This window comes from Bogoriella caseilytica (assembly GCF_003752405.1).
Taxonomy (GTDB): Bacteria; Actinomycetota; Actinomycetes; order Actinomycetales; family Actinomycetaceae; genus Allobogoriella; species Allobogoriella caseilytica.
This window is the reverse complement of record NZ_RKHK01000001.1, coordinates 2,028,035-2,053,933: the sequence shown is the minus strand read 5'-3', so window position 1 is coordinate 2,053,933 and position 25,899 is coordinate 2,028,035. Positions and strand designations below refer to the sequence as shown.

Sequence of the window (25,899 nt, the reverse complement as noted above, 5' to 3'; positions counted from 1 at the left end):
CAGGGCTCGAGCTCGGACATCAGGTCTCGGCAACATGCCGTGCTCACCGGCCTGGAGCCAGGCCTCCACTGAGCGAGAACTCATCCCGGCGCAAGATACCGGTGGGACCGCCGCTGTCCGCCCGAGGCGGCACCGCCGGCGCTGTGCGATGCGCGCGCCGCCAGCTCATGGCGGCGATATGCGCGAGTCCCCCTGGCACCACCAGCGCCGCCAGCGGCAGCGCCACGACCAGCACCACCGCGCACGCCATCCCCAGAATCGTGTGCACCGCGCCAAGCGGCGCGCGCAGGAGCGCGCACGAGGCTCGGCGGAGCACCCCCCGGGCGGAAGCGCCCGGATCGGTCACGATCGCCATGGGCAGCACCGACGCGTACAGCGCCAGCGTCATCCCCACGGCCAGCAGCGTTATCAGCAGAGGGATCCGGAGGGCACCCATCGCCCCCACGACGGAGAGATTCACCGCGAGGACCCCGGCCAGCACCACCCATGAGCCCAGCACCACGGTCGCGGTGCGCATGGACCGGCGCAGCTCCCGGGCGAAGGCGCGCGTCACACCGGACTCCAGCCTGGCGTCCTGCATCCGGGCGCTGACCGCAAGGAGCGCTGTCGTCCCCGCAGCAGCGGGCACCACCAGGAGCACGCACAGCCACCACAGGATGCTGAGCCATAAGGTGTCCAGAATCCGCTGCAGCGCAGACATCAATCCGGTCAGGCGCATGATTCAGCCCTTCAGTCCAGTGGTGGAAATGCCCTCGACGATCTGGCGCTGGAACAGCACGAACACGATGATGAGCGGCAGGAGCGAGAGCGTGCTCATGGCGAACATCGGCCCCCAGGAGGACTCCCCCGTGGTGTCCAGGAACATCCGGAGCGCCAACGGCACCGTGTACCGCGCCGTATCGGAGATGTAGACGAGCTGGGAGAAGAAGTCGTTGTACGTCCAGATGGTGGTGAAGATGGCCCCCGTCACCAGGGCCGGGCGCAGCAAAGGGAAAATGATCAAGGCATAGGTCCGGAAGGGGCCGGCACCGTCAACCTTGGCTGCCTGGTCAAGTTCCCGCGGGATCCCGCGAATGAACTGCACGAACAAGAAGATGAAGAACGCATCGGTCGCCAAGAACTTCGGCACGGTCAGCGGAAGGTAGGTGTTCACCCAGCCCAGCTCGAAGTACAGGGCGTACTGGGGGATCAGCGTGGCGTGGTACGGCAGCATGATCGTGCCCAGCATCACCGCGAACCACAGGGTCCGGAACCGGAAGTCCAGCCGCGCGAACGCGTAGGCCGCTAAGGAGCAGGAGAGCAGATTCCCCACCACAGCCAGTGCACTGATGATGAAGGAGTTGAGGTAGAACACCTCGAAGGGTTCACGCAACCCGTTCCAGCCATCGATGTAGTTCTGCCATTGCCAGATCTCGGGAAGCAGGGTCGCACTCCGGAAGATCTCGTTCTCCGGCTTCAGGGAGCTGGCTGCCATCCAGATGATGGGGTAGACCATCGCGAGCGCGCCCGCTGCGAGGAAGAGCTGCAGCACCACCCGACGGAGTGTCAGGCGGGGCCGCTGACGTGATCTGGTGGGCACCGGGGCGGCGTCCTCGCGCGCGGATGCCGGAGCGGAGTGTTCCAGGATCGCCATCAGCGTCCCCCATCCTCGTAGTGCACCCAGAATCGGCTCAGGGCGAAGTTGACCGCGGTGAAGGCCGCGATGATGCCCAGCAGCACCCAGGCAAGGGCCGAGGCGTACCCCATCCGGAAGTTGGTGAAGCCCTCGATGTACAGATACAGGGTGTAGAACAGCGTGGAATCCAAGGGCCCACCGGTGCCGCCGCTGATGATGAACGCCGAGTTGAACGCCTGGAAGGCGCCGATGAGCTGGAGGATCGCGTTCAGGAAGATCACCGGCGTGATCACCGGGATGGTGATGCGGAAGAAACGCTGCACCGGCGAGGCCCCGTCGACCTCTGCGGCTTCGTAGTACTCCTGGGGCACCTGGCGCAGCCCGGCAAGGAAGATCACCATCGGCGACCCGAACTCCCAGACCCGCAACAGGATCAGGGTGTACAGCGCGAAGTCCGGATCGGCGATCCACGTCGGCGGGTTCTCCCACCCCAGGCCGCGAAGGACGACGTTGACCGCGCCCTCACGCCCGAACACCTGACGCCAGAGGACCGCGACCGCCACGCTTCCGCCCAGCAATGAGGGCAGGTAGTACAGCGCACGGTAGGCGGAGATGCCGCGCAACGCGCGATTCAGCAGCACCGCGATACCCAATGCGAACGCCAGCTGCAGTGGCACCGAGACGATCACGTACGTCAACGTCACTCGCACCGCCGCGAAGAAGCGATCATCAGCGGTGAACATCCGCTCGTAGTTGTCCAGGCCCACCCAGTTGGGTGTGGACAGCAGCGAGAAGTCGGTGAAGGAGTAGTACAGCGAGACGAGCATCGGCCCCGCGGTCAGGACCACCAGCCCCACGAACCAGGGCGTCAGGAACAAGTAGCCCCATCGCCCTTCGGCGCGGCTCGCCGAACTGCGGGTGTTGGTGCGCCGTCCGCCCGCGCCGGTGGCCGGTGCGGGCGGACGGCGGATCTGCAAGGACGTCACGAGCCCGCCCGGAGTGCTTGCTCTGCGGTCGTGAAGAACTGCTCGACGGACTCGGAGACGTCCGCGCGACCGAATCGGACGTCCTCGGTGGCGGTGCCAAATGCCGTGTTCACGTCGTTCCACGCCGCAGGGAACTCCTGATCCAGCGTGATGGCCTCATCGGCCAGCTCGTCCGTGATCAGGTTGACGTAGTCGATGAACTGCTGTTCGGCCGGAGAATAGTCCAGAGTGTCGCGCAGCGCCCGGTTGGGGGGTGCCCCGAGCTCCGCGCCGAGGATCTCCACGGCTTGCGGGTCGTTGAACATGAAGTCCAGGAACTCCACAGCCGCCTCGGGTTCGTCGGTCCGGGAGAAGACACCCACCCAGTTCGAACCGCGCAAGAAGTGCCCGCTGCCAGTACCTGAGGGGTCGATCGGCAAGGTGGTGAGCGCCAAGGGGCTCTCAGTGAGCGCCTGCATCGAGCTCATGGCATTGGCATAGGTCTGATGGTTCGCGGCGTAGCCCCGGATGAGCGCAGAGCTGTCGAAGGTACCCCCGGCCTCCGCGGTGACGTCGGCCGGTGGCGCCGCCCCCTCCTCGCGCAACATCTCCCAGTACTCGATCCAGTCGGTCAGGTCAGTGGAGTCGAAGCCGAGTTCGCCGTCTGCTGTGAACGCGTACTTACCGCGCTGGAGCAGCCACACCTTGAAACCCTGGTCCAGTTGCGAGGAACGATCCTCGGTCCCGTAGAAGTCTCCGTCAACGGCGCGAGAGATATCGGCGCTGAAGCTCAGCAGGTCCTCCCAGGTGTAACCCGGCTCGGGCACGCTCTTGCCAATGCTCTCCAGCAGCCCGACGTCGTAGATCACTCCGTGCGCGTTGTCACCGAAGCTCAACGCACTGACCGCGCCGCCGATGCGTCCGAGATCGACCAGGCCGTCGGTGAACTCGCTGGTATCGAGGGCCTGCCCGATGTGATCGTCAAGTTCGAGCAAGGCGTTCTGCCGCGCGAACTGGGCGATGGCATTGTGGAAGATGCCCATGACGTCCGGGGCGTTCCCCCCGCTCACCTGCGTCGCCAGCCGGTCGATGTAGTTGTCGACGCTGGCCGCATCGAGCCGCACCATGCGGTCGGGGTAGCTGCCGGCGTAGGCCTCGAAGACCTGCTCGAGCAGCTCAAGGCGGCTGGAGGACCCGTACTGCGACATGGTCAGGCTCGCACTGCCGGAGCCGCCTCGTGTCCCACAAGCACTCAGGCCTGCGCCGAGGAGCGCCCCGAGTCCGATCCCGGCCGATGCCCGGAGGAAGTTTCGGCGTTCCATCTGATCTCCTTTGATAGTGGTGGGGGCGTTATCGGAGGTGGAGCACGCTCAGCGTCCAGTCCGATGGAGGGGAGAACTGGGCCGAGCCACCATCGGCCGGCCCAGCGTCGTGGCGCTCGCCGCTCAGCGGGGAGAACCAGGTGGCGTGTAGCTGCGCGCCCTCAGGGAGGTCGAGCGTGACGGGAACGGCCTCATCGGTGAGCACGACGTACTCCCTGCCGATGTCGGCGCGCACCATCACCGGAACAGCGGCGGTCGCGACGCCGGAGACCGGCGTCAGGCGCCGATGCTCGAGCGCATCCCAGAAGTCCGCCAGATGCCGCACCGCCCGGTAGCCGGGCGGCGTCGGGAAGGGCACGAACAGGCTCCACGCGGTGTTCCGGTAGTAGTAGTTGGGATAGCCGCCTCCGAGCACGATGTGCCACATCCGGCGCGTGACCTCCTCCCAGCTCTGGTCGTGGTCGGGGTCGTCAGAGGGCAGATCCTCGAGACCGGACTCGTAGCCGAACTCGATGTTGATGTACGGCTTGGACGTGCGGCGATGGTGCTCGCACGCATCGGCGTGGATGTCTTGCAGGATCTGGTCGGAAGTGACGTCGGTGAGGGCTTCGACGAGTTCGTTGTCGGGGTGGAGGTACTGCCGCCCCCAGGTCACGTTCGGCGGAGGGTTGGTGTCGTGCGCGGTCACCAGCCGTCGATAGCCGTCGTACTTGCGGATCGTGGCCAGCCTGGTCCAGATGTAGCCGGCGGGCCGGTGGTAGGACTCCTTCGCGGTGTCCCAGATGATCGACCCGTACGCCTGGTAGCGAGCCACGATCTGTCGCCAGTAGCGATCGTCGTCCGGCGAGGCCGGCTCCGGCCAGTTCACGTCCTTGTTGTAGACGTGAATCATCAGGTGGGTGACCAATCCCCGTCCGTGCAAGTACGCGACGGCGCGATCCATGTGAGCGAAGAAATCTGGATCCAGCCGGCCGTAGTCGGGGTTGCCGTTCCCACCGATCCACGGCGCGATCGACGGGACCACCCACCGCGGATCATGCTCGAGGTCCGCCGGGACGTACTGGCGGAAGGAATGGGCATAAGCGTTGACCGTCACGGCGGTGAACCCGGCCTCCAGGATGGAGTCAGTGAAGGCGTCCAGGCGCGTGAGTTCGTCGTCGTGCTGGTCGAGCATCAGCAGCCAGTTCGCCTCGTACCCCCGGAAGAAGAAGGGGGTGCCGTCGGCCCAGGCGAAATGCCGGCGGTAGGCGGGGTCGATCTGCAGGCCACCACGGTCCGAGCCCGCGGCGTCGACGTCGACGCGCAGCGGTTCGTCGGTGAGGGCCACGCCCGCCTCGTCGTAGGTCTGCACGGTCCACGCTCCTGGCCGAGGGAACGAGACCCGGGCGCGGTACCCCAGCCTGGAGTCATAGAAGGCTGGAACCGTCATGATCTCGCCATCGGGACCGCGCAACGTCGCGGTCGCCTCACGGTCGAAGGGATTGGCCGCTCCGGGCGGTTCGGGAAGTTCCACATCCACGATCGCCGTGCGCGGCACCGAAAGCCGGCCGTGCGCGGGGGCGGGGATCGGCATCACGGGGGAACGTTGGTCGTTCACAGGGCCTCCTCATTGAGGTGATGTGCGGTCAGGGCCGCGACGGTGTGGGCAAGGTCGGAAAGGACCCGAAGCTGGCCTTGAGGAAGGCCACGTTCTCGTCCCGGACCCGGTCGAGGTGGTTCTCGTGTGCGATCCGCGCACGCTGCCCGTCGTGCGCGGCGAGGGCCTCATAGACCCGGCGGTGTTCCTGCGCCGAGAGCGCCGCCCCCTCTGGGCGGATGTTCAAGGACAGGAACCGCACACGGTTGATGACGGTCTCCACCCGCTGCAGCATCGAATTGAGCAACGGGTTGCCCGCCTGGGCGCTGAGCAGATGGTGGAAGGTCTCATCACCCTTGACCCACGCATGTTGATCACCACTGGTCGCCGCCGACTCCATCTGAGTGATCGCCTCATCGAGCGCGCGCAGATCAGCGTCGGAGATCTGCGCGGCAAGGCGCTTGACCAGCATGCCCTCCAGCGCTCCTGCGATCTCGTAGGCCTGTTCGACCTCGTCCACGGTCAGCGGCCGCACCCAGGCCGCGCGATTGTCGTCGCTGTCGACGAGGCCATCAGCCTTCAGTCGTTGCAAGGCTGCACGTATCGGCGTCCGGGAGACGCCAAGATCGCTGGCGAGCCGGACGCTGGTCAGCCGCTCCCCCGGGGAGTACGCCCCCTGCAGGATCGCATCGCGCAACCGGGCGTAGCACTGTTCCGCCACGGGTGAAGAGTCAGACTGCGGCACGGGTACCTCCGGTGGACCAGAGCGGGTTCAGGGCAGGGTGGGAACGAGCCGTCATCGCCGACTCGCGGCGCCAGCGCGTCTCGGTGGTGATGGCGTCCTGCAGTGAGGAGCCGGCCGGTGACCACTGCTCGAGGATCACGGCCATGCCCTCCGGTGCATGCGGAGCGATCTCCTCGACGATCGCCGCGATGTCGCTCCAGCCCTGGGCCAGCGGTGCACCGATCACGGCCGCCCCCACTCCGTCAGGGCTCGGCTCGATCCGGTAGTCCTTGAGATGCAGGCAGCGCACGAAGGGCGCCAGCGCGGCAATCGTCTGGTCCGGCCATTCCTGGCAGGCGATCGAGTTCGCCACATCCACGGTCAGACCCACCGCGCGGCTATCGATCTCTGCGACCAGTTCCACCAAGCTGGCGCTGGAGGTCAGGAAATGGTTCTCGATCGCCAAGGTCACGCCCGCCGCTTCATAGTCGGGTGCGAGCCGCGTGAGCGCCCTGGCTGCTTCGCGCTCGTCCTCGATCCCGCGCCCATGCAGGACGACCCGGGCCAGATCGGCGCCCAGGCTCGTGGCAATCCGCAGGTGATCGGTCAGGCGCTCGACGGTGGCACCGGTCAAGCCCGTCTGGAGGGCTACCCCGGCGCTCGCTGCGTGCGCACGCAGGTCGGTGAGCTCGGCGGCCGAGGCAGACTCGAGCGCGTCGAGATCCGCCAGTTGCAGCACCTCACATCCGAGGTCGGCCGTCTCCCGGATCAGATCCGGGACGCTCCCGAGGGCCGCGGGCGACGGCGTGCCGATGCCCATGGCCCATCGGAAGGCGTAACTGCCGAGTCCAAGACGCATCAGCGGACCAGCGCCTTGATCAGATAGGCGGTGGCCTCGGCCGGCTCGACATCGTCGATCAGTTCCTGCAGCTTCTCGCGGCTCAAACGGTCCAGCAACGCGACCAGGGAGTCCATGACCTCGATCGTGGAAGTGAAGGCCTGGACCGGATCGCCGTGCTTGGTGAACACGTCGTAGGCCAGCCATCCCTCCCACCCCATGCGTTCCAGGTAGAAGAGGGTCTCCACCATCTCCCAGAGATTCACCGCGCCCGGGACGATGTCCCAGTCCCAGCCACGGTTGTTGTCATTGAAATGCACATAGAACATCCGCCCGGCGGCCTGCGCCATCGCCGCACTCATCGCCGGGGTTTCTTGGGCGATGAGTGCGTGGCCGACGTCCATCGTGACCCCGAGGTTGTCCAGGCCCACGCGATCACAGAGGTGCAGGGTGGTGCCGATGTCCGGGACGGTGATCTTGGTGCGGGACTCGAAGGCCTTGTACTCGATACTCACTCGCACGTCGGATCGGTGGCTGGCCCCGGCGTGCATGCTCTCTGCGAGCCAGTTCCACTGATTGACGTAGTCGACCTGAAAGCTGTAATCCCACCCGTCCATCAGCGGGCAGACCGTCACCATGTTGGCTCCGAGGTCGGCGCTGAGATCCATCGCGGTCTGCAGCCACGTCACTGCTTCGCGGCGGATCGCCGGGTCCGGGTTGGTGAAGGAGCCCTCGCGCCAGCGCTCATCGGTCTTGATGTTCAGATTCACTGCCGAGACATCCAGGCCGGAGGCCTGCACCAGCGTGCGTGCACGCTCCACATCGCCGAGGTCTGCGGGGTAGACCAGCTCGACACCGTCGGCACCGGGGATGCCGGCAGCCTGCTCCATGCGTCGCTCCAGCGGAACGGCAGGCTGGAACTCCGTGAATCGGTCGGCGTAGCGGTCGAGGATCCCGACCATGATCGAGTGGCGGAGCTTCATTGCGCTGTATCCCTTTCTGGATCCACTTTGGAATACAGGAACAGTAGGGACGTGCTCGAACGTGTGTCAAGTGTTCTGCCAAGGGTGCGGGCGAGGACCCGCCTACGCCGGCCGGGTCACCCGCGCGAGCAGCTCCAGCACGTGCTCGTACTCGCGCCCGGTGGCGCGGGTCATCCCCATCTCGCAGGTGCGGTTACAGGAGGCGTAGGCCTCGAAGGCACCGTGCTCGGCCTCGGCTTGCGCGATCTCCGCGGCCTCGGCCTCTGTGGCTCCGGCGGTGAGCTCGGGGTGCAGCATGCCGCGATCCCCGGCGTAGCCGCAGCAGCCCCAGGACGGCGGCACCGTCACCTCCCGGGCCACCGCTGCGGCCACGGTCTGCAGGTCGCCACCGGTGCCGAGGTGTTCGGTGGAGCAGGTGGGGTGCAGCGCCAGCGACTCGAGCGGTGCGGTCACGTCGAGCCGGGCGAGCACCTCGCGGCGCACGTAGCTGACCGCGTCGAGCACCTCCACGCCCGCCCAGGCCTCGGCCCGCGCGGGATCCAGGTGCTCGCCGAGTTCGGCGAGACCGTGGGTGCACGAGGCGGCGTCGCTGATCAGTGGCAGCCGGCCGCCGTCGGTGGAAGCCAGCACAGAGTCGGCGACGCGCACGGCCATGGCGTCGTGGCCGGCGGCGAATCCCTTGGAGGCCCAAGGAGTGCCGCAGCACAGCCCGTCGATCCGATCAGCGAGCGCCACAGTCAGTCCGGCCCGCTCACAGACCTCCAGGAACGCAGCCGAGGCCCCCTCTCCCCCGGCGGCCGGGCCGAACATCGCGCCGGTGCAGGAGGGGAAGAAGACGGCGTCGATCGTGGCCGATCCGGCTGTGGCCCCGGTTGCGGACGCCTCAGGCGCCGGTAGGGCGCTGCGCTTGCGACCTGCGCCGGGCAACTCCGGCCCCACGGCGGGCACGAGTTCGTGCGGCAGCACGGCACGCAGGGCCGAGGTGACACCGGAGAGCACCGGCGTGGGCATGACATCGGCCACCCGCATGCCCGTGCGCACCCCGGCCGAGACCGGCCCCCAAGCGCCGGCCACCGCCCGGCCGCCGCGCTGGGCGAGGGCGCCATGCCCCTCGGTGCGCAGAGACTTCATCAGTGAGCCGGTGTCGATATCCACCGGGCAGGCCCGTGCGCACAGCGAATCGGCCGCACAGGTCTGCACGGCGTCGTAGTCGTAGGCGGACTCGATCGCGTCACGGGTGGCGGTATCCCCGGTGGCGGCGGCCAGTTCGGCCTCGCGCAGCAGAGCGATCCGGCGCCGCGGCGTGGTGGTGGTGTTCCGCGAGGGGCAGGCCGGCTCGCAGAAACCGCAGTCCACGCAGCGGTCAGCCGCCCCACCGACGGTGGGCACCACCTTGAGGTGACGCACATGGGCGCGCGGATCGTCGTCGAGCACCACTCCGGGGGCGAGGATCCCGCGCGGGTCGCAGAGCCGCTTGACCTCGCGCATCACCTCGTACAGCTCGTCGCCGAACTGGCGGCGCACATAGGCGGACATGATCCGGCCCGTGCCGTGCTCGGCCTTGAGGGTGCCGTCCATGCCGAGCACCAGATCCACCAGATCCTCGGTGAAGGCCTCATAGCCGGCGAGCTCGGCGGGGTCGTCGAGGTTGGGGGTGATCATGAAGTGCAGGTTGGCGTCGCGGGCGTGACCGAAGATCACGGCGTCGTCGTAGCCGTACTGGTCGAACATGCGGGCGAGGCTGCGCACCGTCTCGGTCAGCGCGGCGGGTGGGACGGCGATGTCCTCGAGCAGGTTGGTGGTGCCCGGACGACGCGCACCGGCCACCGCGGCGTACAGGCCCTTGCGCACCGTCCACATCGCGGCTCGCGCGGCCGGTTCCGCGCTGAACTCGGTGGCGAGGCCCAGGCGCTGGACCACCGGCGCGGCCGCGGCGACCTGAGCGGCGAGCTGGTCGGCGTCGGTGGTCTGGAACTCCACGAGCAGGCCGGCGTGGCGCTCGATGCGCAGGTCTTTCATCTGCGCCGGCGCGGCGGTGAGCTGCTGGGCCACACGCAGCGCGGCCGCGTCCATCAGCTCCGCCGCCCGCGCGCCAGCGCCGAGCAGCTCCGGCAACGCATCGGTGGCGGCCCCGGCGTCGGGCAGCACCAGCAGGGCGGTAGCGTGCTCGGTGGGCACCGGCACGGCGCGCAGCACCACCGAGGCGATGTAGCCCAGCGTGCCTTCCGAACCCACCATGAGGTGGGCGAGGATCTGCGCAGGCTCGTCGTGGTCGAGGAAGGCGTTCAGGGCGTAGCCCATGGTGTTCTTCATGGAGAACTGATGCGCGATCACCGCGCGCAGGGTGGGTGTGGCACGGATCCGGTCCCGCAGGCGCAGCAGCCCGGCGTGCAGCTGCGGTTCGGCGGCGCGCAGGCGGGCATCGGCGTCCGCCAGGCCGGTGTCCACCACAGTGCCGGTGGGGAGCACGAAGCGGATCTCATCGAGCGTGTGATAGGCCGTGGCGGCGATGCCGCTGGTCATCCCGGAGGAGTTGTTGGCCACCACCCCGCCGACGGTGCAGGCGATCTCGCTGGCCGGATCGGGCCCGAGCTTGCGACCGTAGCGCGCCAGCAGCGCATTCACCCGGCGCAGCACCGCGCCCGGTGCGCAGCGCACCCGGGCGCCGTCGTCGAGCACCTCGACCTCGGCGAAATGCCGGCGCACGTCGATGAGCACGCCGTCGGTGCCGGCCTGACCGGACAGCGAGGTTCCGCCGGCACGGAAGACGACGGGTTGGCCGGCACGATTCGCCGCAGTGAGCGCCCCCACCAGTTCCTCGAGGGTAGAGGGCGTGGCGATCGCGCGCGGGCGGAGCAGGTAGTGCGAGGCGTCGTGCGCCATGCCGGCGAGATCGGCCGTCGTGGTGCTCCACGCCCCGGGATCCAGGGCGTCTCGCACCTGATCGAGCGGGGCTAGGGCTGCGGGCGTGGGGGCCATTCGAGCCAGCTTAGCCACGTGCGCACCACTGCGTGACGGCGGTCAGCACTCGGCGCGTGAGGCGCCTGGTCACGGGCGCACGCGCACACGCAGGGTGTGGTCACCGCGCAGATCAGCAAGAGCGATCGGGGCACCGGGGTCATCCCGGGCCACGTCATCCAGGCTGAGCTGCTCGACCACGTTGCCCGCGCCGCTCACCGTGATCGTCAGTCGCGCGCTCGCGAGCCGCAGGCCGCGCAGCTCGATGTGCTCGACCCCTGTGGGGAGTGTCGGCTCCAGCCGCAACTCGCCGTCGCGCACGCGCAGGCCGAACACCCCCTCGTGCACCATCCGCAGGAAGGCTGTCGCGCTCCAGGTCTGGTGGGGCTCCGAGTCCCACTGCCGCCCCGTCTGCCAGCCGCCGTCCACAGAGCCATCGACGGCGGAATAGAGCTCATAGAAGTCGCCGCCAGAGCCCTCCACCAGCCGGCGCAGATCATGCCAGGTGTCCGTGAAGGCTGCTGCTTGACCCCGCAGCGCTGCGGCAACCGCCCACTGGCCCATGGCCATCGGCCACAAGGCGACGTTGTGGCGCCCCGGCCGCTCATCGCTGTAGCGGGAGAAGTGAGGCCACACCAGCGCCAGGCCGGCCGGCGTACGTTGCATCCCCTCAACGATGGTGCGCACGCGGTCGTCGTCGATGCCACCGCACTCCAGGAGTAGCGCGAGCCCGAGGAGCTCCTGGTACTGCTCGGTCCGACCGTCGGTGCGCCGGAGGTAGGCGTACCGATCCCCCGTCCACAGGTGCTCCTCGATCGCCCGGCGGAGAGAGTCTGCCCGCGCGACAAGGTCATCCCCGGGCGCTGCGATTCTGGCTGCGAGTGCGGCGAGCGAGTCATGGGCTGCGGCGTAGAGGACATTCGTGGACAGGCACATGATCGACCGTGACCAGGAATGCTCGAGAACGAAGGGCGCGATCTCCTGCGCCCCGTCGGGCAAGGGGAACCCAGCCACGCCGTCCTGCATCACGGCGGGCCCGAGGTAGAGGCCCCACTGCGGGTCCCGGTACTGCTCGAGTTGCTCCAGGCTGTTGCGGCCCACGCGGTACGCCCACCTGGCGAACTCGGTGTCATCGGTCCATGCCGCATGGCGCTCCGCCGCGAGGATCCAGATCACCTGGTCCCACCATTGGTCGTCCTGCGCGACCAGGGGGCCGGACTCCCCGGTCTCGATCACGGCGCGCAGGGTCGCTTCCGCCAGACCGGGCGCCAGCAGCGAGAGCGCACTCCAGGAGTTGATGGCCGCGTCACGAGTCCACGGCGTGGGGTACCCACCGCCGGCTCGAACGAAGGCACCGTCCTCGTTCCGCACGGTGTTCACCGCGAACACGTTCTTCAGCGCGGCCGCGTAGAGACGCCCGATACCCGGATCGGAACCGCTGACTGTCGGCACGGTGCGCCGCAACTCCGGTGGGGTCTCGGCACCGCCGATTGACATGGCGGCTTCGATGGCGGCGAGGTCAGCGTGACTCAGTGTCATGATGCTCGGTCTCCGGCCGCTCCCACGGCGGCGTGGTGGGCGGATGTGGCGGGCCTGGCGCCATCGGCGGCGCTGTCCATGGTGAGCGGGTGACTGAAGCCCGGAGCAACCTCGGTGAACTCGCGCCGTCGCCCCGCCTCGGTGTCCGTCATGGTGGCAGTGTTCGCCGGGACGTCGATCTCCAGGGCCCAGACGTGGCCGCGCACATGCAGGCCGTCCAGGCCGCCCTGGACTCCTGGCAGGCCCAGGAGCAAAGGCGTGCCGCGATCCATCCGCAAGCCGTTGTTGAGCCAGACCGAGTCGATCACCTGAGTCATGCCGAAGATCGAGGGCCGCACACCGGAGGGGCGGGGGCGATCCGGGCCCCGGTCATACACCTCAGCGAAGGATCCACTGCGGACGACGTCGCGCAGGGCGATATTCGTCAGGGTCTGCGCCTGCTCCCACCTGGCACTGAGGAGCAGTCCGGCCACCGTGTAGCCGAGATTGGAGTGCTTCACGACGTCGAAGCCGGCGAGTTGGTCCTGCGGGTCGTACTGCTCGTCGAAGCGCGCATGCAGCGACGAGCGCTGCCAGTCCGCCAGGCCCTCGACCGCGAGGCCCATCACCACCGGGAGACCGAGCCCGTCGCAGCCACCGCGAGGTACGCATTCAGGATCCCCGGGAAACCAGTACTGGATCGCCCGGCGGCTCTCGCCCTGGAAGCAATGCGCAGCGTAGTCATCGAGGAGCGAGGCACGTAGCCCCGCATAGCTCTCGAGGTCGGCGGTCTCGCCCAGCACCTCGGCGATCTGCTGGGCGAAGCCGAGATCGATCACAACCGAGGTGAGGAACTCCGCGTCCTGCTCGCCCGGGTGGTCGTAGTCGCCGTACACCCACCGCGGGTGTTCAGCCTGCCAGCGCAGTAGCCGACGCAGTTGCGGGTAGTGGGAGGCGAGAGCCGCTCGGTCACCGGTGAGCTCGTAGAGAAGCCACGCGGTCTGAGCCTTGCGGCTGGGAAGACCCTCCCCCGCCAGTGATCCGTCCTCCACCACGAGCGTCATCAGCCCGTGGAAGGACGCCCAGGCGGTCTGCGGGTCCAGATAGGCCAGGTACTGGATCGCAAGAAAGGTCTCCCATGCGGCCGCGGTCCGGGCGCCCGGTGCGCCGTAGTTCCACATCGATGCTTTGCCGGTGGCCACGGTGGGGTGGGAGAAGCCGCTCTCGGGCTGCGGCGGCAGCACGTTCGAGGACAGACCGAGGAAGGCGCGGTAGTACGCGGCGCGCACGTCCTCCGCACTCACCCCCTCGTCATCCGGGAGACCGCGTAGCGCAAAGGAACGCGGTTGCGGCACGCGAGCGAGCACGCCGTCCCAGTACTCGTTCCAGTGCGCCGCGCGCTCCGCAGCCGAGTGGGCAGCAGCGGCGAGGGCCAGTCCAGCGGCCGCCTCGGGGTCATCGGGCGAGAAGCCGCACCCCAGCCGCAAGGAGCGCGTCCCCGAGGCGATGTGCGCCGCCCACAGACCGCTCCTGGCGAGCGGAGCGGAGGCCCCAGGAGCGCCGGACTGCAGTTCGGCTTCATCGGCGAAGAAGCGGATCTGCGAACCGGCGGGAAGGGCAACGGCCGCGACGGCGTGGGGCAGGCACATTCGCACGAGGCCGCGCGTCTGGTCCACCTCCACGTCCCCGACGTACTCCCCGGCCACCACCAGCTCAGCGCCGTCAGCGAGAGGCTCGCGCGTCACCTCCCGGAGCACGCTGTTCTCGTCGACGAAGACGTCCCGGCCCCGCAGGGCGCCTCCGTCGCGATACTCGGCCCTGAAGTCCAGGCTGCCCGGCGCCCACTCGGTGCTATACCGCCGCACGCCGGTGGCGTCGTCGTACCCGCCGAGCAGAGCCATCTCCTCCACGCGGACCGAGGCCCCGGCGCCGAGCAGGACCACGGAGAGTTCCACCTCAGCCTCGTGGTGTTCGCCCAGCAACTCAGCCAGGTCATAGCGGTGCAGGCCCACGGTGGCCGCACCGTCCTGGACCCTGATCTCCCGCCCAGCACCATCGCGGAGGCGAAGTGCCCACTGGCCCTGGACGGCACCGATGCTGACGCGCAGGGTCGCACGGGCCGGGTCGATCCGGATTCGCTGCCACAGCGTACCGCTGGGGGCACCGCCCTCCAGTGCCGCGGTCAGCACGCCCTCCGCATCATCGCAGGTCACATTCTCACCTTCCATCCACCGGGAGGCGTCCAGACGCTGCGGCGTGGCTGCGGGTGACGAGGCCGCCGCGGGCGACGCCCACAACGTCAGGAATCGCGGCAGGAACAGCGCCTGATCATGGGCGAAGTACCCCAGCCCCAGCGGGAGTGTGGGGCCACAGTTCTGCTCCACCTCGCTGCGCTCGTCGAAGAAGTTCTGCGGGTTGAGCACCACCCGGCTCCGCGGCAGGCTCAGTGAGCGTTGCTGCTCCGGCCCGGTCTGGCGCAATGCCGAGGCGGCCGGGGCCCGGCCAGGTGGGTGATGCATGAAGGCTCTCCTCATTACCAGGTGGTCATGGTTCGTTGTTGCCGCCGTGGCGCGCGTCGTTCGTCGGCGCGTCAGGCGGTGAAGATCGCACCGAGTGCGCGTGCCGCCGGCTTCAGCTCGCCGTCGTAATCGAGCAGGGACAGGCTCACCGGGCAGGGGAAGGTGTCGTGGCCGAGCCAGACGAAGTAGCCCGTGCACCGGGGGAAGCGTTCCTTGCTCCGTTGAGCCGAATAGGCGAGCATCTCGGCTTGGCGCGTCCGGCTCTGCTCCACCCACTCGGGGAGCTGGGACAAATCGTGGCCGGCCTGCAGCCACGCGTCGAGCGGTGCCAGCCACCAGCCTGCGGCATGGGTCCAGAGCTGGCGAAGCTCCGCCCCGGAGCTCGCCGCAAGCAACCCCTGCCGGTCGAGCAACTCCCAGGAGGAGGCCCCGACCACTCCCACCTCGGAGCGCATGACGGCGTCATCGTGGTCCCAGTACTGCTGCCATTGCTCCTGAGTGCCCTCGAACTCCCAGGGGCCGTGAACATCGTGGTGCAAACCTTGGCCGAACTCGCCAGCGTCCGCCTCGAAGCGAGGCCCCGTCGGGGAGGTCGCGATGAAGCGACGTCCCGGGTCCCCGCGGCGGGCCACCTCGGCCAAGGCCGCGAGCGTGGGATGGTCCGCGGCCAGCGGGGTTCCGGGGACGCCGGGCTCATCCACGATGGTGAGTTCGTTGCCGCCACACCACAGGGCCAGGCAGGCGTGATGCCCGAGCCGCTCGATATAGCTCTCGGCCACCTGGGCCAGTTCGTCGATGAAGCCCAGGTCCGCCGGGGGTTCGTTGTCGAGCCCGGACGAGCTCAACGGGAACTCCTGCCAGACGAGTAGCCCCAACTCGTCGCACAGGTCGTAGAAGACCGGGCGCTCGAGTCCCGCACCACCCCAGACCCGCACCATCACGAAGCCCAGGTCACGGTAGCGCTGCAGGCGCAGCCGGTAGTCGGCCTCGGTCAGATCGGCATAGTCGGGCCGGATCGGCACCCAGTTGACGCCCGCGAGGAAGACCGGCTCCCCATTGACCGAGCACAGCCAGTCATCAGCACCCGGCGGCGCTTCCGCGGCCGCTGACCAGGAGACGTGGCGGAAGCCGACGCGCCGCACGCTCTCGTGCAGCACCGAGCCGTCCTGGGCCACCACCCGCACCCGGCAGTCATAGAGCGGCTGGTCACCGCGCCCGGCGAGTTGCCACACACGGGCCGCCACCTCGGCCCGGAACCGGAAGTCAGGTGCCGGCCCAGAGCCCACCACCTCGTCCCCGAGGAGAACGTCTGCCCGCGCACCGGCAGGCAGCGGGCGATCAGCACTCAGTGTGACCTCGAGGACGGCGACGTCGCGAGCAGGGTCGACATCGGCACGAACGCGGGCGGTGATGGCAGGACTCGCGGCGGGGCGCCGCTCCAGCCGGATGCGACCGGGTACCCCGGCCGACACCATCCGGGGTGTCCAGTCCCAGCCGTAGCTGAAACGGGGCTTGAAGGCCAGGATCCGGGAGGTCCAGCCGTTCTGCGCCAAGCCATCCGGCGCTCCGGTCAGGATGACCCGGAGCCTGCGCTCACCCTCGCGGTAGGCCGCAGTGAGGTCGAAGCTGTGCGGCGTGAAGCTCCCCGCGAAGCGCCCCACCTCGAGGTCGCCCAGGAGAACCACGCCCGTGTAGTCGAGCTCCTCGCACTCCAGCCACAACCGCGACGTCAGGGCATCCTCGCCATCGAGCAGCCCGTCCGGGAGATCCCGGCGGAACTCCCAGTCGCGGTGTTCGACCCACTCCGCCTCGCGGGACTGCACTCCCACCGTGGGGTCAGCCACGACTCCGGCCGCCAGCAGGGCACCCCGGACTGAACCCGGGACCCGTGCGGCAACTGGTGCCACGTCGGGATTGGTGACCTTGCCTGCAGCTGGAGTCCTGGCCAACTCCCAATCATGGCGGCGCCATCCGATGAGGGTCCAGTCCTCACCATCGAGAAACATCGTGCGCATCCTGTCCTCTTCGGTCGGGCGAGCTCAGTGGAGCGTGGCGATCTCAGGAGTCGGCGAGGAATTCCAGGGCTTGGCGCTGGTACTCCTCCACCACGGTCTCGTACCCGGCGTTCTCCAGAGCGGTGCGCGCCTCGTCCAGGCCGGACTGCACGTCCTTCACCCCGGCGTACAAGGGCAGCACGTACTCGCTGAAGGCCGCGCCGACCTGGGCCTCCTCGCTCGACACCGACGAGGAGTCGAAGTAGAAGCCGGCCAGCCTGTCGGGGTAGAAGTGCTCGATGTCGCGAGCCCACGCCACCCAGGCGCGGTCGGTGTCGACCATGCCGGCCAGGTCGCGTTCGAGCGGCGTCCGCCACGACATCGCGAAGGCCGGGAAGGCGTAGCCGCTGATCTGCTCATAGCTGTGCTCCCCGACGGCGTTCCAGTCCTCGCCCTCAATGCCGTACGAGAGGCGATCGTGGTTCTCCTGGATCGAGAGCCAGTCCATCATCTCGAACACCTGCTCGAGGGTCTCGGTGTTCGCTGGGGCCACCATGTTGTTGGCAGCCTGGAAGGTGCTGGACATGCGGGCATCGAGGCCGTCGGCGAAGGGGATCACCTGAGCGATGGCGGCGCCCTCGACATTGTCGGCCACCGGGCCGAAGGTGGAGCTGGTCAGTCCGTCGGCCCCGGCGGTGGTGGAGGCGTATCTCCCCTGCGCGAACAGGCTGCGCACCGCGCTCATGTCCAGCGTGAGGGCGTCCTCGTTGAGGATCCCGTCGAGGTAGTACTGGCGCACGCGGTCCAGGGAGTCCAGTACGTCCTGCTGCTCCCAGAACGGGACCGGGCTCAAGCCGTCGCCTTCGAAGTAGGTGCCCAGAAGCTGCACGTTCTTGTTCGCCTCCTCCCAGGCCTGGGCATTGAACAAGGACACGGGGTTCGGTATCACGGTGTTGTTGACGTACCCGTTGTCCAAGCCGAAGGGAATGAGATCCGGGTCCTTCTGCTTCACGTCGTAGAGGAACCGTTCCAGGGTCTCGTAGTCATTGACCTCACCGATGCCGTACTTGTCCGCCAGGTCCTGTCTGATCACAAATCCGGGCGGGCTCGTGAAGTTCGCCACCAGCGGGATCGTGTAGAGCCTGCCGTTGTACTTCGCGTACTCCACCATGCGCTCATCGATCGTGGCATTCAGGTTGGGATAGTTTCCACTGTCCCAGAGATCAGTCATGTCAGCGAGGGCGTTATCTGACAGCAGTTGCTGCAGGTTCAGCCAGGTCGCTTCCAGAGCAGTGTCAAAGCGCTCACCGGTGGTGAACTTCAACATTTCCTGCTCTGCGTAGTTGGTCCACGAGATGAACTCGGGATCGATGCGCAGGCCTCGGTCGGCCTCAAGGGCCTCGTTGACGTGCGCTCGGACTTCACTCCATCGCTGCGGGATGTCACCCGGCAGCAGGGAGTGCAGCGTCGTGCCGTTGCCGGCACCCGAACCATTACCACAACCGGCGATGGCGCCGAGGAGCCCCAATCCACCGACAGCGAGCGAACCCTGCAACAGTCGACGGCGACTGAATTGAGACGACATGGGTGACGTCATGAGATTTCCTTTCATCAGGGACGAACAGGCCTCTCAGCCCTTCGTCGCACCGAGCGTGAGTCCGGTGACGAAGAAGCGCTGGACGAACGGGTAGGCGAGAATGATGGGACCGATGGTCACGACGGTCAGCGCCATCCTGAGCTGGTAGACGGGCGCTTGAACGCCTGAGGTTGGCTGCAACGCCTGGGCGGCGTTGAGGTTTCCGATCATGTTCTGCAAGAGCAACTGCAGTGGCCGCAGCTCCTGGTCGCTGATGAACAACAGCGGGAAGAACCACTCGTTCCAGTACGCCACTGCGTAGAAGAGTGCGATGACGGCGACGATCGGTTTCGCAATGGGAAGCACGATGGCAAAGAAGGTGCGCAGCTCGTTGGCGCCGTCGATCCGGGCCGATTCGAGAACGGACTCCGGAATGCTCCTGAAGAAGGCCATCGCCACGAAGACCAGGAACGGCGAGACCAGAAGCGGAAGGATCACCGCCCAGTAGGTGTTCCGTAGTTGCAGCACCTGGGTGACGAGGATGTACAGCGGGACCAGGCCACCGCTGAAGACCATCGGAATGTAGACCACCACCATGAGGCGCCGCGCCATGACCGTGCGACGCGAGATCACCCACGCCATCCCGAGTGTGGCCATGACTGCGCCGGCGGTTCCCACCACCGTGATGAACAGGGTGGAGAAGTAGGCGTTGACCAGCGTCTCACTGCCGGAGAAGAGAACTTGGTACGCCTCCAGGGAAAAGTCCGTCGGCCAGAGACTGAAGCCGGTCCGCACCAGGGTCCGCTCCGCGGTCAGCGACGACGAGAAGATGATCCAGAGCGGGACCACACAGGCCAGGGCGTAGATCGTGACCGTCAGCGTGCTCACCGCCACGAAGGGCTCACGCCACATACCGCGCACACGGCGTTCTGGCCGCCGTCGGCGCTGCGCCGGCGTGGTCTCGCTCGTGGCTTCGATGACGGTCGGGGTGATTGCTGTCGTCGTGTTCATGGGATCAGAAGCCTCCTGACTTTCGGCTGACGCGACGGGCGATCAGTGCCGTAGCAGCAATGAGGATGAATCCGACGACCGACTGGAAGAGACCCACGGCGGCGGTCATTCCCAGGTTTCCACTGGTACGCAGCGCACGGAACACGTAGGTGTCGATCACGTCCGTGGTCGGGAACAACGTCCCGTTGTCGCCGATGATCGCGTAGATGGTGCCGAAGTCACCCATGAAAATGCGCCCGACCTGGAGGATCAGAAGGATCACGGTCACCGGCATGATGAGCGGCACCGTCACGCGGAGCGCGATCTTCCAGCGGGATGCGCCGTCGAGGACAGCGGCCTCATAGACATCGGGCGGGATCGCGGTCATCGCGGCGAGGTAAATGATCGAGGTGTATCCCGCCAGCTGCCAGATCTTCACGATGGTCAGAATCCACGGCCAGGCTCCTGGTTCCGTGTACCAGGACACGGGCGAGATGCCCAGGCCGCCGAGCATGTTGTTGACGACGCCGCCACTGCCGCCGAAGCCGGAGAGAAAGGCTTGCAGCATCACGCTGATCACGATCGGCGAGATGAAGTACGGCAGGAAGATGACGGACTGCGCAGTCCGCTTCAGCAGCCGGAATCTGATCTCGTTGATCATGACCGCCATGGCCATTCCCGCAGTGATCGTGCCGCCGATGAAGAGTGCGTTGAGGATCAACGTGTTCCGGATGACCCGGCCGGCGTTGCCCGACTCGAAGAAGAAGCGGAAGTTCTCCAAGCCGTTCCATGGGCTGCCGAAGATTCCCTCAACGACGTTGAAGTCCTTGAAGGCCACGATGGCTCCCACCATCGGCCCGTAGCTGAAGACGGCGAAGAAGGCCAATGCCGGTAGCGCCAGGACCAGGATGCTTCGGTCCGGACGCATCGTCCTGGTCCTCGGCTGGCTGCGGTTCCGCTCGAGCTTGCGCTCGCGGGCTTCGATCATCACGTGAGACGTACCGCCCATCTGGATCAAAACAACGTTGTTTCGGTGAAACATACCCCCTGGGTGGACCGATGACAACCAGCTCTCACGAGCTGTTACCGGAGAGTTACTGGACGCGCAGCTCGGACCCTCGCCGCTGCAAGGTCACCGGAAGGACAGTCGTCTGCTCAGCGGGGACCCCTCCATCGAGGAGTGTGAGGAGGGTGCCGGCCGCGACGGCGCCCATGTGCGCGATGTCGTGACTGACAACGGTCGTGGGTGGTGAGGTCAACTCGGCAGACTCAAAGTCGTCGAAGCCCACCAGGGGAACGCGCGCACCGCGGGCCCGGAAGGCACGCAGAGCACCAATGGCGGCTCGGTTGTTCGCCGCGAAGATCGCATCAGCGCCGTGGTCGTCCAGGAGCCTCTGCACCGCTCCCGCCGCCTGCTCATCGGTGTGCACCCCGTGGTCCACCAGGGAGAGATCGACCTCCAGACCTGCGGCCAGCAACGCCTCCTCGTATCCCTGACGTCGCTCCGCCATGGTGGAGATCAACTCGGAGTCGCCCACGAAGGCGATGCGGGTGGCGCCCTCGGCCAGCAACACCTCTGTGGCGGAGGCTGCGCCCCGGGCGTTGTCGGCGAGCACGCTGTAGCCATCACCCTCTGGTGCCGGGCGGTCGACGAGCACCCTCGGGGGCAGTGGTGGGCGAAGCTCGTTCCATGGCCGCCCGCCTGTGTAGGGCGGGACGATGATCAGACCATCCACTCGCTGCTCGAGCATGCGGTCGATGAGTTCGTCATGACGTTGGCCGTTCTCGTCGGAGCTGGCCGTGGTCAAGAGGTAGCCACGTTCGTGGACCTCACGTTCCACCCCCCGGGCCAGCGTGGAGTAGTACGGGTTCCCGAGGTCGCCGATGATCAAACCGAGCATGCGGCTCGTCCAGCCCGGGCGGATACTGGCCGCTGCCAGGTTGCGCCGGTAGCCGAGCGCCAGCACTGCTTCCCGGATCCGCTCTGCCAGCTTGGGGTCGATGTTCGTGGCACCGTTGATGTACCGCGACACAGTCTTGAGGGACACCGAGGCCGCCTCGGCGACATCGACCATCGTCGGACCGCGGTTCATGTGCGCCTCCCTGGAGCAAGTCGGCAACACGATACAAGCCGCGACGCGAGGGAACTCGGCGCCTCACCCGCGACAGCTTCAGGAGGCCGGCGGCCGCAACACGATCACACGACCCGTGCCGGCCAGCCATCGGCCCCGCGCAGCGGCGGGGACGAGCGCCACCCGGCCGGCGGCAAGTGCGGTCGGCAGACAACCGGATGCGCCGAGTTGCACCTCGCCCTCCAGGCCGACCATGACGGCATACCCATCGTCGAGCGGCACCGTGCCAGCAACCTGATGGACCTCGAGCCGGAAGAAGGACTCGGCTTCTTCCGGCAGCCATGGCCCGGTAGCCGGTGCACGGGCGACCAGGGCCGACACGCGCTCGTCGGACATGGCCGAGAGGTCCACGGCACCCAGTGCGCGGTCAAAGCCGAGCCCCAGATGCCCCTCGGCGGCGCCGTCGAGATCAAAGCCTCGCCACTCCAGCAAGATGGAGAGATCCTCCGGCTCCTGCACCTCCACGAGAAGGATGCCCTCCCCGATCGCATGCAGGGTGCCTGGCGGGACGTACACGCAGTCCCCCGCTTCGACCTGGATCTCGTGCAGCAACTCAAGCATCGTCTCGGTCTCTTGCCGGGCGACGAGATCCGCCATCGCCTCCCGCCCGATCGACTCGCGCAACCCCAGATACACCGTTCCAGGCGTCAGGATGTACCAGGCTTCCGCCTTGCCATGGGAGACCCCCAGAGCGTGCTGGGCGAACTCACCCCCCGGGTGCGCGTGGACCGGTAGCCGTTGACCAGCGTCCAGGAGCTTGACCAGGAGCTTGGTGTCGGCGCCAAAACGCGCGGCGTGCTCCCGCCCCAACCAGCGCTCTGGATCCTCCGCAATGGCCTCACGCAGGAGGCGGCCATCGGGCAGCCGGGTCAGCCCCACCGGTTCCTGGCCGCGGACCTCCACGGTGGAGGCCACCCAGTCCTCTGGAGTGTGATCGTCCACGTGCTGCTGCCCGCGGAAGCCCGCGATCTGCGACCCTCCGCGATAGAAGCGCGCAGAGGGCTGGTTGGCACCGATCGGGATGGGTCCCGATCCGGCGCTCAGGAGGCCAAGGCGCGCGATGGCGCGCGCATCGGGCGTGCCCCCTGAGACCACAGCGGCAGCCACTGCGGCCATCAGCGCGCCGGCCTGCACGGGGGAGAGTCCTACCGAGAGGGCATAGAGCACCGCCGCGCTGACGGCATCACCGGCACCGTTGGTGGTCACGACGTGATCCACAGTCACCGCAGTCTGATCGATGGCGGCGCCGGCCCAGGATGCGCTCAGGGGCGCAAGAGCAGCGCCCCCCTCCCGCAGCCGGCCTGCCGTTCCGGCGCGCAGGGCCAGGCCGGCCTCGCCATCGGAGACCACGACGACCCCTGCACCCCACCGCACGAGCTGGTCCGCACAGGAGGCCGCCGAATGCGCGCCCGCCGGGAGGATCGACTGCAGGTCGGCCAGGCTTGGCGAGAGGACGTCGCACTGCGCCGCCAGCGCCGGCAGGAGCCGCTCCCAGTCGGGCCCGCTGACGAGATCAGCAGCACTGACCACCGCCAGGTCGACGGACGTGGTCACTCCCTGCGCTCGCGCACGTCGCAGGAGCGCAAGCAGCGGTTCGCCCTCGTCAACGAGCAGCCCGGGCAGGAGTGAGGGATACCCCAGGTGCAGGATCTCCGCGTCACCCAGGTCGAGCACGCCGGGATCGAAGTCTGCGTTGGCGCCCACATGGTGCCAGAAGGCACGGTCCTGCCCACCGGGCTCCACCACGAGGCTGTACGAGGTGGTCGCCGGAACCTGCGTGAGATCGGCCTGCACCAGCGGGCCCGAGAGCCGCTTGCGGAGCACGTCAGCAAGATCGTCATCTCCGATCGTCGCGCAGGCCCGCACAGGGTGACCGAGTTGCTGGAGTGTCCGGGCGGTGTTGGCCACACTCCCCCCGAGCGAGATGTCGAGATGACCCACCTCGACGAGTGACCCCGGCGTCAAGCCACCGTGCGGCAACTGCCGCGGGACCAGGTCAAGGCAGACGTGCCCCGCGACCGCAACTCTGCGCATCCTGAGGTTCCTTCTTCTCGATAGACAACGTTGTTTCGCTGCACTACTGTGGCACACGGCTGGCCAGATCGCACCTCCTTCCTCGTGGCGCGCAGCCGCGATCCCCCAACGACGGACAAGGACCGCACGTGACTCCCTATCGCCTCAACCGGCTGTTCCATCCCACTTCCGGACGCGCTCTCGACGTGGCCGTGGACCATGGCTTCTTTGGCGAGCCGTCGTTCCTCGCCGGCATTGCCGACATGCCCGCGACAGTGCGCACACTGGCCGAGGCCGGGCCGGACGCCGTCCAGCTGACCATGGGTCAGGCCCCATTGCTCCAGCGCATTCCGCAACGCACCAAGCCAGCGCTCGTCATGCGCACCGACGTTGCCAACGTGTACGGCAATCCGCTCGATGAGCACCTCTTCAGCCATCACGTGCCGAACGCGATCGAGGTCGCCGTGCGCCTCGACGCCGTCGCGGTCTGCGTCAACCTCATGCAGCTGCCTGGCCGCCCCGATATCCGCGAGGCCAACATCCGGTCCATCATGGCGCTGCGCGAGGACGCCACCCGGCTCGGCATGCCCTTGATGATCGAGCCGCTGGTCATGCAGGACAACGCCACGGCCGGTGGGTACATGGTCGACGGCGACATCGACCGCATCACCGCGCTGGTGCGCCAGGCCGTCGAACTCGGCGCGGATCTGATCAAGGCCGACCCCTCGGACGACCTCGCCGAGTACGGGCGCGTCATCGAGGTCGCCGGGGAGGTCCCCGTGCTGGTCCGAGGCGGGGGCCGCGTGGACGACCGCACTTTGCTCGAGCGCACGCATGCGGTACTCCGGGCCGGAGCGCGCGGCATCGTCTACGGACGCAACATCATCCAGCACCGCAGCCCGGCGGGCGTCACTGCCGCCCTGATGGCGACGGTGCACGAGGGCGCCGGCGTCGACGAAGCCCTGGCCATCATCGAGGAGCACGCACGATGAACGGCGCCGAGGTGCGCGTCGGCATCATCGGTGGCGGACTCATGGGACGTGAACTTGCCGCCGCACTCGGCCGATGGCCCGCACTCATCGATCATCCGGTGTGCCCCCGCCTGACGGCCGTCTGCGACATCCGGCCCGAGGCCCTGGACTGGTTCCGGCAGATCGAGACGGTCACCCAGCTCACCACGGACTACCACGAGCTGCTGGCCTCGGATGAGATCGACGTCGTCTACGTCGCCGTGCGGCATGACCTGCACGAGAGCATCTATGCGGACGTGATCCGCGCCGGCAAGGACCTGCTCGCGGAGAAGCCCTTCGGCATCGACGGCGCCGCAGCCGAATCGATCCTGGACGCCGCTGCCGCACACCCCGAGGTCTTCGTCCGCTGCTCCAGCGAGATGCCGTACTTCCCGGGAGCGCAACTCGCCTACCAGACCATTGCCTCCGGCGCCCTGGGACGCATCGTCTCAGTCCGCAGCGCCTTCCTGCACTCCAGTGACCTCGATGTGCACAAGCCCATCAACTGGAAGCGCCAAGTGGCCACCTGCGGCGCCGCCGGGGTGATGAACGACCTCGGCCTGCACGCCTGGCATGTGCCGCTGCGGCTCGGATGGGTTCCCAGCACGGTGTACGCCGACCTGGAGAACATCGTCACCGAACGCCCCGGGCCGGACGGCACCCCGGTTGCCTGCGACACCTGGGACAACGCCGTCCTGCACTGCCGCGTCGACTCAGCAGGCTCGTCCTTCCCCATGACGGTGGAGACCAAGCGCATCGCTCCGGGCGAGAAGAACACCTGGCTGCTCGAGGTCGTGGGCATGGACGGCGGGGTCCGCTTCAGTACCAAGAACCCGAAGCGGGTCGAGCTCTTCGCGAAGATCGCGATCCCGGGCGGGGGCACCGAGCAGTCCTGGCAGCAGATCGATGCCGGCAGCCAGTCAGCCTGGCCGACGGTCACGGGCGGGATCTTCGAGTTCGGCTTCTCCGACGCCATCTTGCAGATGTGGGCGTGCTTCCTCGCCGAGCGTGCGGGCGCCCTGGGTGATCGGTTCGCCACTGCCAACCCCCACGAGGCAGCCATGACCCATCGCCTGGCAGCCGCAGCCGCGGAAGCCCACGTTGAGGGCCGCGCGGTCGCCGTGGCGAGCCCGGCTGCCGCCAACTCCTGACCTGCGAGGTACTCC

19 protein-coding genes are annotated in these 25,899 nt (G+C 67.8%); 2 read left to right on the top strand and 17 right to left on the bottom strand.

Annotation, left to right across the window (positions count from 1 at the left end):
- Positions 1-43: 43 nt before the first annotated feature.
- The 17 genes from EDD31_RS09130 to EDD31_RS09050 form a co-directional block, all read right to left on the bottom strand.
- On the bottom strand, positions 44-718 hold the full coding sequence (locus tag EDD31_RS09130; RefSeq protein ID WP_123303870.1) for a DUF624 domain-containing protein: 675 nt from the start codon (positions 716-718) through the stop codon (positions 44-46).
- Positions 719-721: 3 nt separating this feature from the next.
- Positions 722-1,633: a carbohydrate ABC transporter permease gene (locus EDD31_RS09125; RefSeq protein WP_123303869.1), complete on the bottom strand. Its 912-nt coding sequence runs from the start codon at positions 1,631-1,633 to the stop codon at positions 722-724.
- Positions 1,633-2,592: a carbohydrate ABC transporter permease gene (locus tag EDD31_RS09120; RefSeq protein WP_483964266.1), complete on the bottom strand. Its 960-nt coding sequence runs from the start codon at positions 2,590-2,592 to the stop codon at positions 1,633-1,635. Before EDD31_RS09120 ends, EDD31_RS09125 begins: the two co-directional genes overlap by 1 nt.
- Positions 2,593-2,597: 5 nt before the next feature.
- Positions 2,598-3,902, bottom strand: a complete 1,305-nt coding sequence (locus EDD31_RS09115; RefSeq protein WP_123303868.1) for an ABC transporter substrate-binding protein — start codon at positions 3,900-3,902, stop codon at positions 2,598-2,600.
- A 28-nt stretch (positions 3,903-3,930) separates the two neighbouring features.
- Positions 3,931-5,499, bottom strand: coding sequence for an apiosidase-like domain-containing protein (locus EDD31_RS09110; protein WP_123303867.1), 1,569 nt, complete (start codon positions 5,497-5,499; stop codon positions 3,931-3,933).
- A gap of 28 nt (positions 5,500-5,527) precedes the next feature.
- The gene (locus EDD31_RS09105) at positions 5,528-6,199 is read right to left on the bottom strand and encodes a GntR family transcriptional regulator (RefSeq protein ID WP_170163260.1); all 672 of its coding nucleotides are present in this window, start codon (positions 6,197-6,199) and stop codon (positions 5,528-5,530) included.
- Positions 6,200-6,209: 10 nt separating this feature from the next.
- Positions 6,210-7,061 carry a sugar phosphate isomerase/epimerase family protein gene (locus EDD31_RS09100; RefSeq protein WP_123303865.1) on the bottom strand — a complete coding sequence of 284 codons (852 nt, stop codon included), beginning with the start codon at positions 7,059-7,061 and terminating at the stop codon, positions 6,210-6,212.
- Positions 7,061-8,023 carry a sugar phosphate isomerase/epimerase family protein gene (locus EDD31_RS09095; protein WP_123303864.1) on the bottom strand — a complete coding sequence of 321 codons (963 nt, stop codon included), beginning with the start codon at positions 8,021-8,023 and terminating at the stop codon, positions 7,061-7,063. Before EDD31_RS09095 ends, EDD31_RS09100 begins: the two co-directional genes overlap by 1 nt.
- A 102-nt stretch (positions 8,024-8,125) precedes the next feature.
- Positions 8,126-11,002, bottom strand: coding sequence for an FAD-binding and (Fe-S)-binding domain-containing protein (locus EDD31_RS09090; RefSeq protein ID WP_123303863.1), 2,877 nt, complete (start codon positions 11,000-11,002; stop codon positions 8,126-8,128).
- 69 nt (positions 11,003-11,071) lie between these two features.
- Positions 11,072-12,520 carry a glucosidase family protein gene (locus EDD31_RS09085; protein ID WP_123303862.1) on the bottom strand — a complete coding sequence of 483 codons (1,449 nt, stop codon included), beginning with the start codon at positions 12,518-12,520 and terminating at the stop codon, positions 11,072-11,074.
- A complete protein-coding gene (locus tag EDD31_RS09080; protein ID WP_123303861.1) occupies positions 12,517-15,018 on the bottom strand; it encodes a hypothetical protein in 2,502 nt (833 codons plus the stop codon). The genes EDD31_RS09085 and EDD31_RS09080 overlap by 4 nt, the downstream gene beginning before the upstream one ends.
- A gap of 71 nt (positions 15,019-15,089) precedes the next feature.
- Complete coding sequence (locus tag EDD31_RS09075; protein ID WP_148058915.1) at positions 15,090-17,033, bottom strand: glycosyl hydrolase 2 galactose-binding domain-containing protein; 1,944 nt, start codon at positions 17,031-17,033, stop codon at positions 15,090-15,092.
- 43 nt (positions 17,034-17,076) lie between these two features.
- Positions 17,077-18,597: an ABC transporter substrate-binding protein gene (locus EDD31_RS09070; RefSeq protein ID WP_170163259.1), complete on the bottom strand. Its 1,521-nt coding sequence runs from the start codon at positions 18,595-18,597 to the stop codon at positions 17,077-17,079.
- A 45-nt stretch (positions 18,598-18,642) separates the two neighbouring features.
- On the bottom strand, positions 18,643-19,599 hold the full coding sequence (locus tag EDD31_RS09065) for a carbohydrate ABC transporter permease (RefSeq protein WP_123303858.1): 957 nt from the start codon (positions 19,597-19,599) through the stop codon (positions 18,643-18,645).
- Between the two features lie 4 nt (positions 19,600-19,603).
- Positions 19,604-20,506 (bottom strand): ABC transporter permease, encoded by a 903-nt coding sequence (locus EDD31_RS09060; protein ID WP_123305367.1) that lies wholly within the window; start codon positions 20,504-20,506, stop codon positions 19,604-19,606.
- A gap of 166 nt (positions 20,507-20,672) precedes the next feature.
- Complete coding sequence (locus EDD31_RS09055; protein ID WP_123303857.1) at positions 20,673-21,671, bottom strand: LacI family DNA-binding transcriptional regulator; 999 nt, start codon at positions 21,669-21,671, stop codon at positions 20,673-20,675.
- A 78-nt stretch (positions 21,672-21,749) separates the two neighbouring features.
- Positions 21,750-23,744: a PfkB family carbohydrate kinase gene (locus EDD31_RS09050; protein ID WP_123303856.1), complete on the bottom strand. Its 1,995-nt coding sequence runs from the start codon at positions 23,742-23,744 to the stop codon at positions 21,750-21,752.
- Positions 23,745-23,872: 128 nt separating this feature from the next.
- Between EDD31_RS09050 and EDD31_RS09045 the strand changes: the two genes are divergently transcribed.
- A complete protein-coding gene (locus EDD31_RS09045) occupies positions 23,873-24,715 on the top strand; it encodes a class I fructose-bisphosphate aldolase (protein ID WP_123303855.1) in 843 nt (280 codons plus the stop codon).
- Positions 24,712-25,884: a Gfo/Idh/MocA family protein gene (locus EDD31_RS09040; RefSeq protein WP_123303854.1), complete on the top strand. Its 1,173-nt coding sequence runs from the start codon at positions 24,712-24,714 to the stop codon at positions 25,882-25,884. The genes EDD31_RS09045 and EDD31_RS09040 overlap by 4 nt, the downstream gene beginning before the upstream one ends.
- Positions 25,885-25,899: the final 15 nt, after the last annotated feature.

What these genes read in the sequence shown, in the direction of transcription:
- EDD31_RS09050 (WP_123303856.1), bottom strand. Translation starts at nt 23,744, where the DNA reads ATGCGCAGAGTTGCGGTCGCGGGGCACGTCTGCCTTGACCTGGTCCCG.
- EDD31_RS09070 (WP_170163259.1), bottom strand. Translation starts at nt 18,597, where the DNA reads ATGTCGTCTCAATTCAGTCGCCGTCGACTGTTGCAGGGTTCGCTCGCT.
- EDD31_RS09080 (WP_123303861.1), bottom strand. Translation starts at nt 15,018, where the DNA reads ATGCATCACCCACCTGGCCGGGCCCCGGCCGCCTCGGCATTGCGCCAG.
- EDD31_RS09055 (WP_123303857.1), bottom strand. Translation starts at nt 21,671, where the DNA reads ATGAACCGCGGTCCGACGATGGTCGATGTCGCCGAGGCGGCCTCGGTG.
- EDD31_RS09115 (WP_123303868.1), bottom strand. Translation starts at nt 3,902, where the DNA reads ATGGAACGCCGAAACTTCCTCCGGGCATCGGCCGGGATCGGACTCGGG.
- EDD31_RS09125 (WP_123303869.1), bottom strand. Translation starts at nt 1,633, where the DNA reads ATGGCGATCCTGGAACACTCCGCTCCGGCATCCGCGCGCGAGGACGCC.
- EDD31_RS09060 (WP_123305367.1), bottom strand. Translation starts at nt 20,506, where the DNA reads ATGCGTCCGGACCGAAGCATCCTGGTCCTGGCGCTACCGGCATTGGCC.
- EDD31_RS09040 (WP_123303854.1), top strand. Translation starts at nt 24,712, where the DNA reads ATGAACGGCGCCGAGGTGCGCGTCGGCATCATCGGTGGCGGACTCATG.
- EDD31_RS09100 (WP_123303865.1), bottom strand. Translation starts at nt 7,061, where the DNA reads ATGCGTCTTGGACTCGGCAGTTACGCCTTCCGATGGGCCATGGGCATC.
- EDD31_RS09090 (WP_123303863.1), bottom strand. Translation starts at nt 11,002, where the DNA reads ATGGCCCCCACGCCCGCAGCCCTAGCCCCGCTCGATCAGGTGCGAGAC.
- EDD31_RS09085 (WP_123303862.1), bottom strand. Translation starts at nt 12,520, where the DNA reads ATGACACTGAGTCACGCTGACCTCGCCGCCATCGAAGCCGCCATGTCA.
- EDD31_RS09095 (WP_123303864.1), bottom strand. Translation starts at nt 8,023, where the DNA reads ATGAAGCTCCGCCACTCGATCATGGTCGGGATCCTCGACCGCTACGCC.
- EDD31_RS09065 (WP_123303858.1), bottom strand. Translation starts at nt 19,599, where the DNA reads ATGAACACGACGACAGCAATCACCCCGACCGTCATCGAAGCCACGAGC.
- EDD31_RS09130 (WP_123303870.1), bottom strand. Translation starts at nt 718, where the DNA reads ATGCGCCTGACCGGATTGATGTCTGCGCTGCAGCGGATTCTGGACACC.
- EDD31_RS09075 (WP_148058915.1), bottom strand. Translation starts at nt 17,033, where the DNA reads ATGCGCACGATGTTTCTCGATGGTGAGGACTGGACCCTCATCGGATGG.